16 protein-coding genes are annotated in these 16409 nt (G+C 58.0%); all 16 read right to left on the bottom strand.

Going from position 1 to position 16409, the window contains the following annotated elements; translation table 11 throughout:
* Nucleotides 1–32 precede the first annotated feature (32 nt).
* A complete protein-coding gene (locus F464_RS0124045) occupies nucleotides 33–1784 on the bottom strand; it encodes a Na(+)/H(+) antiporter subunit D (RefSeq protein WP_018992411.1) in 1752 nt (583 codons plus the stop codon).
* Nucleotides 1777–2031 carry a hypothetical protein gene (locus F464_RS0124040; protein ID WP_018992410.1) on the bottom strand — a complete coding sequence of 85 codons (255 nt, stop codon included), beginning with the start codon at nucleotides 2029–2031 and terminating at the stop codon, nucleotides 1777–1779. Before F464_RS0124040 ends, F464_RS0124045 begins: the two co-directional genes overlap by 8 nt.
* Nucleotides 2028–3503 carry a monovalent cation/H+ antiporter subunit D family protein gene (locus F464_RS0124035; RefSeq protein ID WP_018992409.1) on the bottom strand — a complete coding sequence of 492 codons (1476 nt, stop codon included), beginning with the start codon at nucleotides 3501–3503 and terminating at the stop codon, nucleotides 2028–2030. Before F464_RS0124035 ends, F464_RS0124040 begins: the two co-directional genes overlap by 4 nt.
* Before the next feature lie 4 nt (nucleotides 3504–3507).
* On the bottom strand, nucleotides 3508–3810 hold the full coding sequence (gene nuoK, locus F464_RS0124030; RefSeq protein WP_018992408.1) for an NADH-quinone oxidoreductase subunit NuoK: 303 nt from the start codon (nucleotides 3808–3810) through the stop codon (nucleotides 3508–3510).
* On the bottom strand, nucleotides 3810–4313 hold the full coding sequence (locus F464_RS0124025) for an NADH-quinone oxidoreductase subunit J family protein (protein WP_018992407.1): 504 nt from the start codon (nucleotides 4311–4313) through the stop codon (nucleotides 3810–3812). Before F464_RS0124025 ends, nuoK begins: the two co-directional genes overlap by 1 nt.
* Before the next feature lie 209 nt (nucleotides 4314–4522).
* Entirely contained in the window at nucleotides 4523–5107 is a 585-nt protein-coding gene (gene nuoI, locus F464_RS0124020) for an NADH-quinone oxidoreductase subunit NuoI (protein WP_018992406.1), read from the bottom strand.
* A gap of 33 nt (nucleotides 5108–5140) precedes the next feature.
* Nucleotides 5141–6127, bottom strand: a complete 987-nt coding sequence (nuoH, locus tag F464_RS0124015) for an NADH-quinone oxidoreductase subunit NuoH (protein WP_018992405.1) — start codon at nucleotides 6125–6127, stop codon at nucleotides 5141–5143.
* Nucleotides 6127–8682 carry a molybdopterin-dependent oxidoreductase gene (locus tag F464_RS29450; protein ID WP_018992404.1) on the bottom strand — a complete coding sequence of 852 codons (2556 nt, stop codon included), beginning with the start codon at nucleotides 8680–8682 and terminating at the stop codon, nucleotides 6127–6129. The genes nuoH and F464_RS29450 overlap by 1 nt, the downstream gene beginning before the upstream one ends.
* A gap of 56 nt (nucleotides 8683–8738) precedes the next feature.
* Nucleotides 8739–10001, bottom strand: coding sequence for an NADH-quinone oxidoreductase subunit NuoF (gene nuoF / locus F464_RS0124005; RefSeq protein ID WP_018992403.1), 1263 nt, complete (start codon nucleotides 9999–10001; stop codon nucleotides 8739–8741).
* A gap of 29 nt (nucleotides 10002–10030) precedes the next feature.
* Complete coding sequence (gene nuoE, locus F464_RS0124000) at nucleotides 10031–10537, bottom strand: NADH-quinone oxidoreductase subunit NuoE (RefSeq protein ID WP_018992402.1); 507 nt, start codon at nucleotides 10535–10537, stop codon at nucleotides 10031–10033.
* A 43-nt stretch (nucleotides 10538–10580) separates the two neighbouring features.
* Complete coding sequence (nuoD, locus tag F464_RS0123995) at nucleotides 10581–11795, bottom strand: NADH dehydrogenase (quinone) subunit D (protein WP_018992401.1); 1215 nt, start codon at nucleotides 11793–11795, stop codon at nucleotides 10581–10583.
* A 10-nt stretch (nucleotides 11796–11805) separates the two neighbouring features.
* Nucleotides 11806–12318, bottom strand: coding sequence for an NADH-quinone oxidoreductase subunit C (locus F464_RS0123990; RefSeq protein WP_018992400.1), 513 nt, complete (start codon nucleotides 12316–12318; stop codon nucleotides 11806–11808).
* A complete protein-coding gene (locus F464_RS29445) occupies nucleotides 12315–12824 on the bottom strand; it encodes a NuoB/complex I 20 kDa subunit family protein (RefSeq protein WP_051092351.1) in 510 nt (169 codons plus the stop codon). Before F464_RS29445 ends, F464_RS0123990 begins: the two co-directional genes overlap by 4 nt.
* Nucleotides 12812–13174, bottom strand: a complete 363-nt coding sequence (locus F464_RS0123980) for an NADH-quinone oxidoreductase subunit A (RefSeq protein WP_018992398.1) — start codon at nucleotides 13172–13174, stop codon at nucleotides 12812–12814. The genes F464_RS29445 and F464_RS0123980 overlap by 13 nt, the downstream gene beginning before the upstream one ends.
* 637 nt (nucleotides 13175–13811) lie before the next feature.
* Entirely contained in the window at nucleotides 13812–14918 is a 1107-nt protein-coding gene (locus F464_RS0123975) for a hybrid-cluster NAD(P)-dependent oxidoreductase (protein WP_018992397.1), read from the bottom strand.
* A 149-nt stretch (nucleotides 14919–15067) separates the two neighbouring features.
* Nucleotides 15068–16309: an aromatic ring-hydroxylating oxygenase subunit alpha gene (locus tag F464_RS0123970; RefSeq protein WP_018992396.1), complete on the bottom strand. Its 1242-nt coding sequence runs from the start codon at nucleotides 16307–16309 to the stop codon at nucleotides 15068–15070.
* Nucleotides 16310–16409: the final 100 nt, after the last annotated feature.

The raw sequence follows: 16409 nt of genomic DNA, 5'->3' as shown, positions 1-16409 counted from the left end.
TTGATCAACACGCCACGCGCGTTACATTCAAGTCACAAAAAACCATACAACAACAGACAGGCCACCAGCCCCGCCACGATACCCAGGGCATACTGGCTCAGGATGCCGCTTTGCAGCTGGCGCAGCTGCGTGGCACACCGGATCAGACCGGTCGCCACGCCATTGACCACCCCATCAACAATATGCTGATCAAACCAGAGTCCAAGCTTTGCGATGGCGGTATGGGGCTTGAGTACCAGCGAGTTGGAAAAATCGCTGACCACCTCTTCGTAGCGCGTCAGCGGACGACGGGCAAACCACATCAACCACCTTGCCCCGGTGCGGTAAAACCAGTCGGTATCCAGGCTGATGGTGCGCTCGGGGTCCAGGTGTTTGAGAAACAGCGCGAAGCCCAGGCCGGTGAAGAGCAGCAGGCCCATGGTCTCGGTGATGTGCACGCCGGTATAGGGATGAAAGTCGACGCTATAGGGCAAAAGCCGGTAGAGCAGATCCGGGAAGATGCCGATCAACAGACAGAGGCTGGCCGCGATGGTCATGGCGATGAGCATGTTCGTTGGCGGCTCCTTTGCCTTGAGTCCGGAATCCTTGCCAAAGAACATGTAGTAGGGCAACTTGAGCCCGGTATGCAGGAAGGTACCCGATGAGGCCAGTATCAGCATCAAGGCAATCAGGCTGCGACCGTCCCCCGTGGCGGCTGCGATCACCATCGACTTGCTGACAAAACCGCTAAAGAACGGGAAGGCCGAGATTGAAAAAGCGCCAATCATGTAGAGAAACAGCGTCACCGGCATCTGTTTATACAAGCCGCCCAGTTCGGTGAGCTTGCGACGGCCGGTGACAAAAATCACCGCCCCCGCCCCCATGAACAACAGCCCCTTGTAGAGGATATGGGCAAAAGCGTGGGCGCTGGCGCCGTTGACCGCCATTTCGGTGCCGATCCCGACCCCGGCCACCATATAACCCACCTGGCTGACGATATGGTAAGCGAGCAAACGTCGGGCATCGTTTTCCAGCACCGCGTAGACCACCCCATAGATCGCCATGACTGCGCCCAGCCAGATCAACACCTCGGTTCCGGGGAAACCACGCAACAGCACATAGACGGCGGTCTTGGTGGTAAAGGCGCTCATGAAGACGGCGCCGGTAACGGTGGCCTCGGGATAGGCGTCGGTGAGCCAGGCATTAAGCGGCGGCACCGCCGCATTGAGGATAAAACCGGTCAGGATGAGATAGAAGGCGGCCCCACCCCCGTTCAGGGGACCAAACTGGATGGACCCGGCGGCGGCATAGTGCAACACAATCCCGCCCAGTAGGCAGAGTCCTCCGGCGATATGCACCAGCAGATAGCGAAAACCTGCCGCGAGGGCCGCCTTGCCCCCCTGGGCAAACACCAGATAGGCCGAGGCAAAGGCCATCAGTTCCCAGAACAGGAACAGGCTGAGGAAGTCACCGGCAAAGACCACCCCCAGGGCGCTGCCTACATAGAGAAAGGCGGCGACATGTTCACCGGCGCCTCTCACCTGCAGCGCATAGACCGTGCCGATCAAGCCCATCAGGCTGAAGACCCAGGCGAAGAGGATGCTGAGCTTGTCCACCTGTCCCAGGATGATCTCTTTGCCGGTATAGCTGAAAACGGTGTATTGCCCCGGTGACAGCGAGAATACGGCAGACAAGGCCAGCAAGGTGACCAACAGCAAATAGCCCTGGCGGCGGCGTCCCTTGAACAGGGGAATCAAGAGTGCCCCAAAGATATAGACCATCCCCGGGTGGACCCACTCAATCATAATAGTCCTCCCGACGCATCAGTTTGCCCTGGTGGCCGAGGAACTTGGAGACAAAAACAATCAGGAAACAGGCAATAAACCCGTACAAAGCCCCCCACCCGGGTATCGCCTGCCAGAAGCCCTCGACATGATCCCGCCTCACCAGAAAATCGGCCGCCAGGGTCATCGCCAGGATAATGACGAACAGCTGCCTGCGCCGCGCACGATATTGCGGATCGCCAAAGAAGTTGACCAGCTTAGCGATCATTTGATCACCTCCTGTGCCAAGCTCAGGAAATAGTCGGGATAAAGCCCCAGCAGCAGCGACAGCAAGGCCGTCGTCATCACGGTGGCGGCCATCAGGGGAATCTCACGGATCGGTGCTGTCGGTGCGGCCCCATTCGGCGGCGCCTCCTTATCAAAAAAGGCTGTGTAGCTAATGGGAAGAAAATAGGCCGCATTGAGTAGTGAGCTGATCAGCAAGACCAGTACAAATGCCAACTGCTGTGCCTCGATGGCGCCTACGATCAGATACCACTTGCTGATAAAGCCTCCCACCGGCGGAATGCCGATCATGCTCAAGGAAGCGATAAAGAATGCCGTCATGGTCCACGGCAGTCGGTGCCCGATCCCGCCCAGTTCGCTGATCTTTCGTCGCCGACAGGCGCAGAAGATGGAACCGGCGCAGAAGAACAGAGTGATCTTGGAAAAGGCGTGGCCGGCGATATGCATGATGCCACCGACCATCGTGCCGGGACTAAGCAGTGCCGCGCCGAGGACGATGTAGGAGAGTTGACTAACCGTCGAGTACGCCAGCCGGGCCTTGAGATCATCGCGGGTCAGGGCATAGAGCGAGGCCGTGATGATGGTGAAAGACACCAGATAGGCGGTGGCAATGCCCAGCCCCAGATCGCCCATAAGCTGTACACCAAAGACATGGAAGATGACCCGCAACACACAGAACACCCCCATTTTCACCACGGCCACCGCGTGCAGCAGGCCACTGACCGGAGTTGGCGCCACCATGGCCGCCGGCAGCCAGGCATGAAATGGCATGATGGCGGCTTTGGCAAAACCAAACAGGTAGCAGAAATAGAGCAGTGTCAGGATCAGGGGTGAACTTGATACCGCCTTGAGCAAACCATCGTGGGCAAAATCGAGGCTTCCGGTAAGAAAATAGGTCAACGCCACCGCAATAAGCAGGAAGGTCTTGGAGGCCCCCATGAGATAGACGATATATTTCTTGCTCCCCTCCCAGGCCGCCTCATCCTCGTGGTGATAGACCAGGGGATAGGTGATCAGGCTTAACACCTCGTAGAAGATGATCAAGGTAAAGAGGTTGGCGGCAAAGGCACCGCCCACGGCTGCTGAAAGGCTGACCGCAAAACAGGCATAAAAGCGCGTCTGCGCATGCTCATTCAGGCTGCGCATATAACCGATTGAATAGAGGGCCGCCACGATCCATAACAGACTTGAGGTGGTCGCAAAAACCATCCCCAGCGGGTCGACCCGGAAGGCGAAGTCAATGCCGGGCAAGACGGTAAACAAGTTGTATTCGATCAGCTCGCCCCGCAGCACCATGGGTGCCATGGAGATCACCAGCATGAACTTGATCACCGCGGCGATGACCGAAGTCGCATCGCGCAGATTGGGGCGCTGATGCAGTGCCAGGATGACCAAGGCGGCACCAAGGGAGACCAGGATCGCAAGCACGGGGGTGATGGATTCGCTGGCCGCCATTGCATCACCCTTTCATGATGCTGATTTCGTCGATCTTGAGGCTGCCCTTTTGGCGCACAAAGGCAATGACAATCGCCAGGGCCACCGCCACCTCGGCGGCCGTCACCGTGATGACAAAGATCGCAAAGATCTGGCCACCCAGATGCGAAAGAAAGTACGAGAAGGCCACCAGGTTGATATTGACTGCGCTGAGCATCAACTCCAGGCACATCAGGACGATCAAGACATTGCGTCGGCTCAACACGCCGTAGAGGCCGATGACAAATAGACTGACACTGAGTGCGATATACCAGGAGAGTGGCGCCATCACCCATCCCCTTTATGCGTCATGAAGATGGCCCCAACCAGGGCCACCAGCAGGACGATCGATACAACCTCAAAGGGCAGCAAATACTGGGTAAACAGGGCCTGGCCCAGTTCGCTGACGCTGCCTTGGCTCGCTGACGGCGTGGGTGGCGGAATCTGCGATAACAGCGGGCTGCTGAACAGCAGCCACAACATGGCACTCCCCAGGACCACGGAAAACACCAGCGCGATATATTTACTTCCGGGCAGAAACCGTTCCAGGGTCGCCTGGCGAATCTCCAGCATCATGATGACGAATATGAACAGCACCATGATGGCGCCCACATAGACGAACAGTTGCACCGCCGCCAGGAAGGGGGAATGGAGCAGGATATAGAGGGCGGCGATCTGGATGAAGCAGGCCATCAGGGAGACCGCACTATGGACAGGATTTTTCAGCAGCACCACACCACAGGCCGAAGCTACGGCGATCGAGGCGAAGAGGAGAAAAAAAGCCTGTTCCATTTAGCCAGCCCTTTTTGTTCATCATTATTAATGCCGCTGTGGTATTCCGGATTCCTTCTCTCCCGTATCAAACAAAGCCCCTATGGTCTTTGTTCGGTGCGCTGCCGACGCCAGACATGGCATCCAGCACTGCCGATGGCTAGGCTATTGGGTCCTTGTTTGTTGTATAGCCAACCCGTGCATTCCCTTGCGTTCAGACCCAATAACCTTCAATCCTTTCTATGGATAAACCTCCACCAGTCATACCCGGAAGACTCCTGCGCTTCAACCGTAGACTGCGCCAATGGTAGGTACCGCGCCTTGACGACACTTCCCGGGTACTCGGTCTTACCATCCATCTCAAGCAACGAATCGCGGCCTACCACCAGTTCTTCCGAGGTATAACTGGAGTATTCGAATACGCTTCCGAGGGCAATGGCCTCTTCCGGGCAGGAGTCTTCACATAGGCCGCAGTAGAGGCAACGCGCCATATCAACATCATAGACCAAGGGTCGCCGTTTGCCATTCTCATCCTCGTAGGGCACCACCGTAATACAGTTGCAGGGACAGATCTTTGCACAAAGCTCACAGGCGACACATTTATTCTCGCCATTCTCATCCCGGCGCAACACATGGTGCCCACGATGACGTGGATACGGCACCCATTTCTCCCTGTCCGGATACTGCATCGTGACACTTTTTGAAAACATGTACTTGAAGGTCAGGGAGAGACCATTGATCAGATCGAGAAAAAAAGTCACGCCGATCCATCGGTGCTCTCGGCTGAACTTGTTCAGCGTATTTTCGTTGTACATAAGAGATGCCTTGTCAGGATATCCAGACAGACCTCAATAGACAAATATCCCGGTAATCAGGATGTTTAGAATTGAGAGCGGAACCAGTACCTTCCAGCCGATACTCATCAGTTGATCATAACGATAGCGGGGGAAGGTAAAGCGGAACCACATGAAGAGGTAGATAAAGAAACCAACCTTCAGGGCAAACCAAATGGGTGCGGGCAATGGGATCAACACACCATGCCAACCACCAAAAAAGAGCAAGACACAGAGCACCGAGATGGTCAGCATCACCAGATACTCGCTGATCATGAAAAAGGAGAACCGCATACCGCTGTATTCGGTATGGTAGCCCGCCCCCAGATCGCCTTCGGCCTCGGCCAGGTCAAAAGGAATCCGTTGTGCTTCGGCAAGGCCGGCGATAAAGAAGACAAAGAAGCCCAAGGGCTGATAGACGATAAACCAGAGGGGCTCCTGAGCGTCGACGATATCCGAAAGGTTCATGGACTGGCTCAGCATGACCACACCGATCACCGCAAACCCCATGGGGATCTCATAACTGATCAGCTGTGCGCAGGTGCGCAAGCTGCCCAACAGGGCATATTTGCTGTTGGAGGCCCAACCACCAAAGATGACGCCGTAGATTTCAAGTCCAGCTACAGCAAGAATATAGAGCAGTCCGACATTCATATCGGACAGATAAAGGGGAGTCTCGTAGCCAAAAATACTGACGTCGTCGCCAAAGGGTACGGCGACAAACACCATAAAGGGCGGTACCAAGGCGACAAAGGGAGCAATCTTGAACAGCACCCGGTCGGACTGATCCGGGATGTTGTCCTCTTTCGTCAACAATTTCAGACCATCGGCCACCGGTTGCAACAGGCCATGCCAGCCGACCCGCATGGGTCCCATACGCTGTTGAATATGCCCGGCTATCTTGCGCTCCAGCCAGGTCAATGGCACCGGCACGATAAACAGGATGACGGTGATCAATATCACCTTCACCATGATCACTGCGGCGGCAATCATCAGTTCCATCAGGCAATCCTCAACGTGACCGGACAGGGGTACTCGCCAGCCTTGAACAGACGGTTCAACTCGACCTTACTGAAATGGCCAGGTACAAAGACCACACCCGGTTGCAGCGATGGATTGAGTCGGGCGTTGGCGCTTATCGCATACCCGTTAGCCTGCACCTCCAGTCGTTGGCCCTCGCTGATACCCAGTGTTGCTGCCTGATCGGTATTGAGCTCGATATAGGGTTCAGCCAATATTTGACACAAGGTAGGGGATCGCTCGGTCAAATAACCGGCATGAGTCCTGGTGTTGCCGGTGATCAGCAGCAGGCCGGCCGGTTTTATCCGCGGCGGCAACACGGGACGCACCAGTACCGCCGGGGTTTGTTCAGTCGTCAAGCCCCGGGTAAACCGGCCCCCGGCGTTGGCTTCCTCGATCAAGCCCTGATAAGCTGGCAGCTGCTGTTCGATCTCCTGCCGAATCGCTTCAGGACGGCTTGAGCCCAGTTCAGCCCCCAGGCTGCTGGCCATCCAACAAAAGATCTCACAATCCGATTTTATGCCTTCGGGCTGCGGGTAAAACCCCCGCACCTGCTGCAGCCGGCCCTCATTGTTCGTGTAGCTGGCATCAGTCTCGGCGTAGCTGGTGGCCGGCAAGAGCAGATCGGCTTGCTGTGCCGTGGCGGTCATGAAGGCATCTTGCACAATCAGCAAGTTCACCTTATCCAAAGCGTTTGCCACGCGATCCCTATCCGGCGTGCTGACCAGCGGATCCTCTGCCACCAGATAGAGGCAGTCCATTTGACCATCGATGCAACTATCGAGCATTTGATTAAAATCCATACCCGACATCGCCGGCAGCGTCATACGCCAATGCCGCTCACAGGCTGCTCTTCCCGCCGTATCAGACAGGGCGATTGCGCCGGGTAACCAATACGGGCTAACCCCCAGATCCCAACTGCCCATCTGATTGCACTGGTCATGCAGAAATTGCAGATGAACTTGTTTGCCGAGTTTTTTGAGCACCTGTGTCAGGTTGTTCAGCAGCTGTAGGCCGGACAACACCGATGACGTTCTGAGCAGGTCGGTACCCGTAAGCAGGGTGATCTCATCAGCGGCCAAAAGCCCGGTGGTCAGTTGATCGACAAACCGCCGACATGCTGCGGTGGGCAAGTCGGGAAGCGGGCCATCGGGCAGGGCCTTACCCAATGCGGGATCGCCGCTCTGCGCCTGCATCCCGTGCAGCGCCCAGGCCAGCAGCAAGCCCTCATCCCCGGGAATGCAGTTGATTGCTGCGGCGGCATGCTCTTCGAGGCGTAGCGGACGGGGTGAGATAAGATAGAGCCGGTTTGCCGTTCGTGTCAGGCTACGGCGGATCAGATAATCCGAAACCGGGTTCTCATCTTCCACATCGCAGCCGTAGAGCAGGGTCAGATCACCTTTGAGCAGACTGGTGAGCGGCTGACGGCTATAGTGATTGCGGAGCAGATCCTGCAGAACCGGATACGGCGAGTCGGCACGGTCCACGGCATAGGACCAACGGCTGAAGCTATCAATATTGTTGGTCTGCACGACTCCGCGCATCAGTTGCTGGAAGCGGAATTGCGCCTCATTGCCCAGGCGTGGCGAGATCAGGCCCCCGACCCGGTTTCCCCGGTCAAACATTCCGGCAAACGCCTGTTTAAGAAAATCCGCCGCCTCGTCCCAGGAAACCGCCACCAACGCTTCACCCTGTCGCAGCATCGGGCTCTTGATGCGGTCCGGGTGATTGACAAAATCGATACCGAAGCGACCCCGGGCACAGAGGGTCTCATTGTTCAGTCCCAGCGCCTGTTGCGAGCGGACCCGCACCAGCGCGCCATCCCGCGACTCGACCGTGAACTGGCAGCCGGTGCCGCACAAGGGGCAGACGCTATCCACCCGCTGCAGATCCCAAGGCCGGGCCTTGTAACGGTAGGGACGATTCATCAAGGCCCCCACCGGGCAGACCTCGATACAGTTACCGCACTGATCGCAGTTTTTCAGATCATCGCCAAAGCCGGCGATCTGGCTGTAGTTGCCGCGTTCGATCGCTCCCAGGACATGGGCCCCGACGACCTCGTCACACATGCGGACACAACGCACACACTGGATACAACGATTGGCATTGAAGATGATCACATCATTGAGCGGCATATCCCGGTTATTGAAGATACGCTTTTGTTCCACGAATACCCCCATCCGCGGGCCATGGTCCATCACCTGATCCTGCAATTCGCATTCACCCGCCTTATCACAAACCGGGCAATCCAGCGGATGGCTTGAGAGGAAGAATTCCAGGTTACCTTCCAGTGCCCGCTTTGCCGCATTTGACTTTGTCTGTACCGCCATGCCATCGGCAATGGCGGTAATACAGGCCGGCTGCAGGCGGCGCTGTCCTTCAATCTCGACCAGGCACATGCGGCAAGAGCCTGAAGGGCTGAGCCCGGGGTAATAACAGAAGGTCGGGATGACGATCTGCATCTGACGGGCGGCATCCAGGATGGTGGTACCGGCCTCAAATTCGGCTGATTGTCCGTCGATAGAAATCTTGACCATCGCTCTCGTATCCGATCCCAAATATCCCATCGAATCGCCGCATCAGACACATACCACTATGCGGCCCGGCCACCCTGCTGTATTCGTTCGATAAACTCGTGGCGAAAATTTTTCACCACCCCACGCAGTGCCATCACCGCCCCATCACCCAGTAGACAGAAGGTGTTGCCCTCGATATTTCCATATATCCGTTCCATCGATTCCAGCTCACCCGACTTTGCCTCGCCGTCCTTAATGCGTCTAAGCATCTGCTCGACCCAGGCCAATCCTTCCCGGCAGGGGGTGCACTTTCCACAGGATTCATGATGGAAAAACTCGATGATGCGGTGCGCCACCTGAACCATGCAGGTACTCTCATCCATCACGATCACCCCAGCCGAGCCCAACATGGTGCCTGCGGCCGACAAGGCATCGAAGTCCATGGCAATGTCCAGCGCCGGTTCGGGTAACAGGGCGGCGGAGATCCCCCCCGGAATGACCGCCTTGATCTTTTTCCCCGAGTGCGTGCCACCGGCGTGCTGTTCTACCAGCTCCCGCAGCGAGATGCCCATGGGCAGTTCATACAGGCCGGGGCGTTTTACATGCCCACTGAGGCAATAGAGCTTGGGACCGGGACATTTCTCGCTACCGATGGAGCGAAACCAGTCGGCACCGCGTTGCACAATGGGCGGAACACAGGCCAGGGTTTCGACATTGTTGACCACTGTCGGTCCCTTATAGAAGCCGGAGACGGCGGGAAATGGTGGTTTGAAGCGGGGTTGGCCGCGGTTTCCCTCCAGGGATTCGATCAGCGCCGTCTCCTCGCCACAGATGTAGGCACCGGCACCACGGTGCAGATAGATATCAAGATCAAACCCGGAACCGAGGATGTTCTTGCCCAGCAGACCGGCCTGCCGACAGGCCTGAATCTCCCGCTCCAAGCGCCTGATCGCGGTGACGTATTCTCCCCTGATGTAGATATAGGCCTTGGCCGCGCCAATGGCATAGGCGGCCAGAATCATCCCTTCAAGCAACAGATGGGGCGTCTGTTCCATGATGATCCGGTCCTTGAAGGTGCCCGGCTCACCCTCATCGGCATTGCACAGGAGCCATTTGGCAGACGCGCTACCCTTCGGCACAAAGGACCACTTCAACCCGGTGGGAAAACCCGCCCCGCCCCGGCCACGCAATTTGGCCTCTTTCACCAGATCGATCAACTGCTCGGGAGTGGAGTCACGCAGGGTGCTGCTCAGTGCCGAATAACCGCCCACCGAACGATAGCCTGCAAGATCCTGGTACTCAGAATCGCGCTTCTCCAGCAAGAGTACCTGCTCGTACATCTCGGGCTCTCCATTGGCAGACTGTTTGATCAACTGCTCGGTGGTCCGTTTTCCGGCTTGCGGTTTGCTTCCTCTTGTAGTGTTTGCAGCATCTCTGCCAGGCGCTGCTCATTCAGATGACCGCAGTAGTCATCGTTGAGTTGCATTACCGGCGCCATTTCACAGGCCCCCAGGCACTCCACCGCGGTCAGGGTAAAACGTCCGTCGGCGGTGGTCTCGCCACAACGGATATCCAGCTGCTGTTCCAGCTGTCGCTGCAGCCGCTCTGCGCCCAACAACATGCAGCTGAGATTGGTACAGAGTTGCAGGTGGTATTTACCCACCGGCCGGGTGTGAAACAGACTGTAGAAGGTGGCGATTTCCAGCACCGCCACCCGCGGCAGGTGCAGATACTCGGCCACCTCGGCCATGGCATCTTGCGTCAGATAACCATAGTGGGCCTGGGCCAGATGCAGGGCCGGCATCACCGCCGACCGGGCGGCCGGATAGCGTGTAGCCATCTCGGTGATCTGCTGCTTCAGGGTCTGGTCCTTCATCACTTTTTTCTCGTGAATTGCGCAACCCGCTGGTTCGTCGGAATTACTTGTCGACCTCGGCAATCACCGGGTCCAGACTGCCGATAATGGCAATCACATCGGCCAGGTAACACCCCCTGGCCAGCACGGCAAGCGCCTGCAGATTGATGAAAGAAGGGGCTCTGACCTTCATCCGTAAAGGCTTGGGGCTACCGTCGCTGATGATGTAAAAGCCCAACTCGCCCTTCGGCGCTTCGATGCTGACATAGGCCTCGCCCTTGGGCACCGGGAAACCATAGGCGGAGACGTCGAAGTGATGAATCATCGCTTCCATGGACGACTTCACCGTGATCTTGTTGAGCGGAAAGGCAATATCGGGCATCGCCACGGCCACCGGCCCCGGTGGCATCTGATCCAGGCACTGCTCGATCAGTTTTACACTCTCGCGCATCTCGTCCATGCGGCACTTCCAACGGTCGTAGCAGTCACCGTTTTCACGCACGATCACCTCGAACGAGAGCCGGTCGTAGATCTCATAGGGGTTATCGCGCCGCATATCCCAGTTAACCCCCGAGGCACGCAGGCAGGGCCCGCTCAAGCCCCAATCGATGGCTTGTTCGCCACTGATCTTGCCAATATCCCGGGTGCGTTTGAGGAAGATACGATTTTCTGCAATCAGGCGCTCGTAATCGTCAATGCGCTGCTTCATCACGTGACAGAACTCGCGGCAACGCGGCTCGAATCCATCAGGCAGATCCTCGCGCACCCCGCCGACCCGACAGAATGAAGTGTGCATGCGCGCGCCGGTGATCATCTCCATCAGATCCATGATCATCTCGCGTTCGCGCATCACATAGAGCAAGGTGGTCATGGCCCCCAGATCCATCGGCAGCGCGCCGCTGATCAGCAGATGACCGGAGATACGGGCCATCTCGGCCATCATGACGCGAATATACTGGGCACGCTCGGGGGCCTTGATCCCCAGCAGGCGCTCCACTGCCAATACATAGGCCAGGTTGTTCGAGGGCGCACAGAGATAGTCCAGCCGGTCGGTCAGGGGAATGATCTGGGTATAGGTAAAGTTTTCGGCGAGTTTTTCAGTGCCGCGATGCAGGTAGCCGATGATGGTATCCACCCCGCGAATCTCTTCCCCGTCCAACTCCAGCATGATGCGCAGGACGCCATGCGTGCTGGGGTGTTGCGGTCCGAGGTTGAGCAACAGCTCTTTGGTCAGTTTCTGACCCGCTTCGCCCTTGCTTAACAGACTGATGTCGGTCATAAGGCCACCGTCACGCCCCCTCTGATTTTTCGCTACGCGCCTCGCCAAACGGGTTGTAGTGGTCAGCGTAGCCACGCAATGGATAGTCCTTTCTCATCGGGTATCCGTCATAGCCTTCCCACATATAAATACGTCGTAGATCCGGGTGCCCGACAAACGCAATCCCGTACATGTCATAGGCCTCCCGCTCATGCCAGTTGGCGGTCTGCCACACCGGCACCACCGACGGGGGAAACTCATCCAGCTCAAAGCGGCATTTGAGCCGCAAACGATATTTGAACGGTATCGAATAGAGGTGATAGACGGTCTCGAAGCGCGGGCGTTGGGGATAATGATCGACACCGCAGATATCGGAGAGGAAATTAAACTGCAGAGCGCTATCGTGTTTCAGCAAATGGCAGAGGGCCAGCAGGTTCTCCTTGCTTACCGTCAAAGTAAGCATCCCGAAGGTTTCATACACCGACTCGCAGTGCTGCTGTATCGACTCCCGTTGAAGCAGTTCGCGCAGCGGGTGGTTGCTCATGGCGATACCTTCCCTGTTTCTTGCGGGTCTTTTCTGCGTTGTACATGTTGCTTCTTGATCTTCTCCTGCAGCATCAAGATGCCATGAATCAGTGCATCCGGCCGGGGGGGGCAACCCGGGACGTGGACATCCACCGGCACGATGCGCTCTGAACCCTGGACCACCGCATAGGTGTTATAGACACCACCGGAGATGGCACAGGTACCCATGGCAATGACCCAACGGGGTTCGGTCATCTGGTCATAGAGCAAGCGGACGATCGGGGCGAATTTCTTGGTCACGGTGCCGGCGATGATCATTACGTCGGATTGCCGGGGTGAAGGACGAAACACTACGCCCAGGCGGTCCAGGTCATAACGTGCACAACCGGCCGAGATCATCTCGATGGCGCAGCAGGCAATTCCGAAAGTCTCGGGCCACAGCGCCGAACTACGGCTCCAGTTAATGAGGGAATTAACGGTGCCGAAAAATACATTATTGGAAAAACGGTTCTCTAGATTTGCCATTCCAGTGCCCCAGTCGCCCACGCATAGATAAAGCCAACCAAAAGCAGAAAGATAAAGACAAACATTTCGATATAACCGAACAGGCCAATATCCGTCAGCACCACGGCCCACGGAAACAAGTACAGCGTCTCGACATCGAAGATAATGAAGGCAATGGCAATGACAAAATAGTGGATCTTGACTTGCCCCACCGAGGCATCGCCAACGGGATCGACGCCACACTCATAGGGCTGGTTTTTTGCAGGATAGGGGTTGGCGGGTCGAAGGAGCGACGATATTTTCAGGATAAATAGCCCCAGCAGGGTAACCACCCCGGCCATCAGAAAAACAGGGAAATAGTCCGATAACATCTACTCTCACCCCTGATCGTTCAGGCTATTGATCTGCTCCAGTGATTCGTCCAAAGAACCCGCAGCATGCAGGATGTGGCGAGCCTGCGAGCCGCATCGACCACGCTTGTGAGAAGGTTCCCGGTGTTCGAACCAATCGCAGTAATCCAGTGCCCGGCAAGTTGATGTGAAAACCCTGTACTTCCAGGCTCGAAAGTACGAATTAACGACTGGATCAACTGCGAGTAGCGACCATAGGCTTACGTTGGCCATAGAGCTATGACTATGGTCCTGAGGATAGGAAATCCAACGCCACTTTCAAGGAGTATCCGGGGCAATCCCGGAAAAACTGCTCAGAAGTGCGCGCCATCGCGCCCAGATGATCCGGTATCACGCGAGTCACGGCACCGTCTGCGACCAGGGTGAGGAACATCGGAAAGACTTCCGACGCGCTCCAACGATTGATCTCTTGACCATGATTCGATTTCGCCGATTCGCGGCCGCTCATAAGGGCAACACCCTGCTTTGAAGGCACGGACCGCCCGAAGTTCCTGACCCGAATGAATGCCTGCCCGTGGGCGCGAGCCCCGACCTACCGAACCGGAAGTGGCTCGGGTAAGCATCGACAAATTGCGTGCAGCGAAGGTGCGAGCTGCCGTTATCGCTCGATAACGAGGTCGCTCCGCGGCGTGCTGCAGCAGGGAAGGATCAAGCCCTGATCGATCTCGCGTTGGCGGATGCCCCCGCCATGGACCATGTCCACCTCGCCGGAAACGAGGCGCGACTTGCAGGTGCCGCACACGCCCTTGGCGCACGACGATGGCAGCCGCAGGCCCGCCGCGCGCGCTGCGTCGAGCAGCTTCTGTCCAGGCGCACAAACCACTGTACGGCCGCTTTTCGCGAACTCGACGGTGAAACCGACTGCGTCGGCAGCGCTTGTATCGTTTGCCTCGCCGGCGTCCTCGCTTTCCTGATCGTTGGGCGTTTCGGCGAAGCTGAAGCTTTCCTCGTGATAGTGCTTCATGTCGAAGCCACCCTCGGCCAGCAAGGCCCGGACGGCGGCCATGTAAGGCTCCGGTCCGCAGCAGAAGATCTCGCGCTCGGCGAAGTCGGGAGCGATTCGCTTGAGCAGCGAGAGGTCGAGGTAGCCGGTCGGCGAAGACCAATCGGCCTCGCTGCCCCGCCCTTCGCACACGAAGGCCGTGCGGAAGCCCGGCTGATTGGTGGCCAGCAGGCTCAACTCCCGCCGGAAGATGATGTCCGCCGGCGTGCGTGCGCTATGCACGAAGACAACATCCCGATCCTCGCCCAGGTCGTGGAAACTGCGCGACATGGACATCAGCGGCGTGACCCCCGAGCCGCCGGAGAGGAACAGGTACTTCGCCGCCGGATGCAATGCGCATGCGAACTCGCCGCTCGGCCCCAGCGCGCGCAGGCTCATGCCTGCGGTGAAATTGTCGTGCAGCCAATTGGAGACGAGGCCGCCGGGCACGCGCTTGACGGTGATCGACAGGGTGTCCGGACGGGTCGGGGAAGACGAGATCGTGTAGCACCGATTGACCGTCTCGCCGTCGATTTCCAGTTCCAGCGTGAGGAACTGCCCCGGCAGGAAGCGGACCAGGCCGGGCGTCCGGGGACGAAGGATGAAGCTTTTGACGTCGTGCGTTTCCTGGCGGACTTGGCAGCAGAGCAGGAGGTCATCCTCCTCGGCGTTCCACAGGGGCGGCACGAGCTGCCATACATCACGAGTAATCGGTCCGTTCATGCTGAATACTTCCTCGGGATTCCAGGCCCCGCCGGCGTAGGGAACGCCGGCGCGGCGACTTGCTGTGAATGGCGGACGGGGAGCCGATGCTGTCCTTCCGCCTCACTTCGGGCCGGGACAGCCGAACGGCACGTCCCGGCTCGCGTCGTTTACTCCGCGGCGGCCTGAAGGCGCCCCACGTACCAGTTGGCGAACTTCTCGACCAGCTCCTCCGTGTAGGGCGAATAGGGGCCCGGTTCGTAGGCCGGATCGGCGACGCCGCGCTGGGACATCTCGACCAGTTCGCGGTCCTGCTGGTTGGTCGCGCGCCACACCGCGGTGAGCTTGGCGGGATCGTAGTCGCGCCCTTCCACGGCGTCCTTGTGCACCAGCCACTTCGTGCGCACCAGCGTCTGATCGGGGCCGATCGGCAGCACCGTGAAGGTCACGATGTGGTCGCTCATGAAGTGGTGCCAGGAGTTCGGCTGGGTCCAGAACGACAGGCCGCCGAGGTTGCGCTGGTCGAATTTGCCGAGCAGCTTATGGCAGGCGACCTTGGCGTCCATCGTCTGGGATTCGCCGGCCTTGTCCAGCGGCAGGCGCTGCGTGCGGAAACCCGTGACACGGCTATCCAGTTCGTCGATTTCCGCCGACTGGAGTCCCGCGGCTTCCCAGCGGGCGTGCTCACGCTCGATCAGGTCGCGGAAGGCCTGGACCTGTTCGACGTTCGACGGGGAAGGCTGATAGCCGAAACCGTATTCGTAGAGGGAGATCGTGAGTTCCGGGTGATTGCTCACGCAGTGGTAGCACTCGCGGTTGTTCTCCATGACCAGCTTCCAGTTGCCGGCCTCGACGATCTCGTCCTGCACCGCGATCTTGCATTCGAAGAGCTGGTGCGGCCCGATGTAGCGCGACATCGTTTCGCGCATCCGGCTGAAGTCCTGCGGCGGATTCTCGGCCAGGCACACGAAGATGAGTCCCGCGACGCTCTCGACATGCACGCGCTTGAGGCCGCGGCCGGACGGGTCGAAGTCCTCGCCCATATGCTCGGCGTAGATCAGCTTGCCCGACAGGTCGTAGGTCCATTGGTGGTAGGGACACACGAGGTTGCCGACGCTGCCCTTGTGCGCGTTGCACAGCTGCGCGCCACGATGGCGGCAGACGTTGTGAAAGGCGCGCAGCTCCATGTCGTCGTTGCGCAGCACGACGACCGAGGCGCGTCCGAGCTTGACCGTGAAGTAGTCGCCCGGCTCGGGGACGTCGGGTTCGACCCCGACGTAGATCCAGTGCTGGCCGAAGATGGCTTCCATGTCCAGGTCGAAGATTTCCTGGCTGGTGTAGAACTGCGCATCGAGGCTGTGCCCCTTGCGTCGGTTGGCGAGGAGTTCCCTCACCTCACTGCTGACTTTCATTTTTTCCTCCTCCGTGCAGAAACGTTGGAGGGATATTCCCGCAGCCTGCCCGCGGTCACTTGTGCTTTGTGGACGCAATCCCATTCAATTCCGACATCGA

Origin of the sequence: Aromatoleum toluclasticum ATCC 700605 (genome assembly GCF_000378245.1) — a bacterium.
In the GTDB taxonomy this organism is placed as follows: domain Bacteria; phylum Pseudomonadota; class Gammaproteobacteria; order Burkholderiales; family Rhodocyclaceae; genus Aromatoleum; species Aromatoleum toluclasticum.
This window is presented reverse-complemented; position numbering and strand designations above follow the sequence as displayed.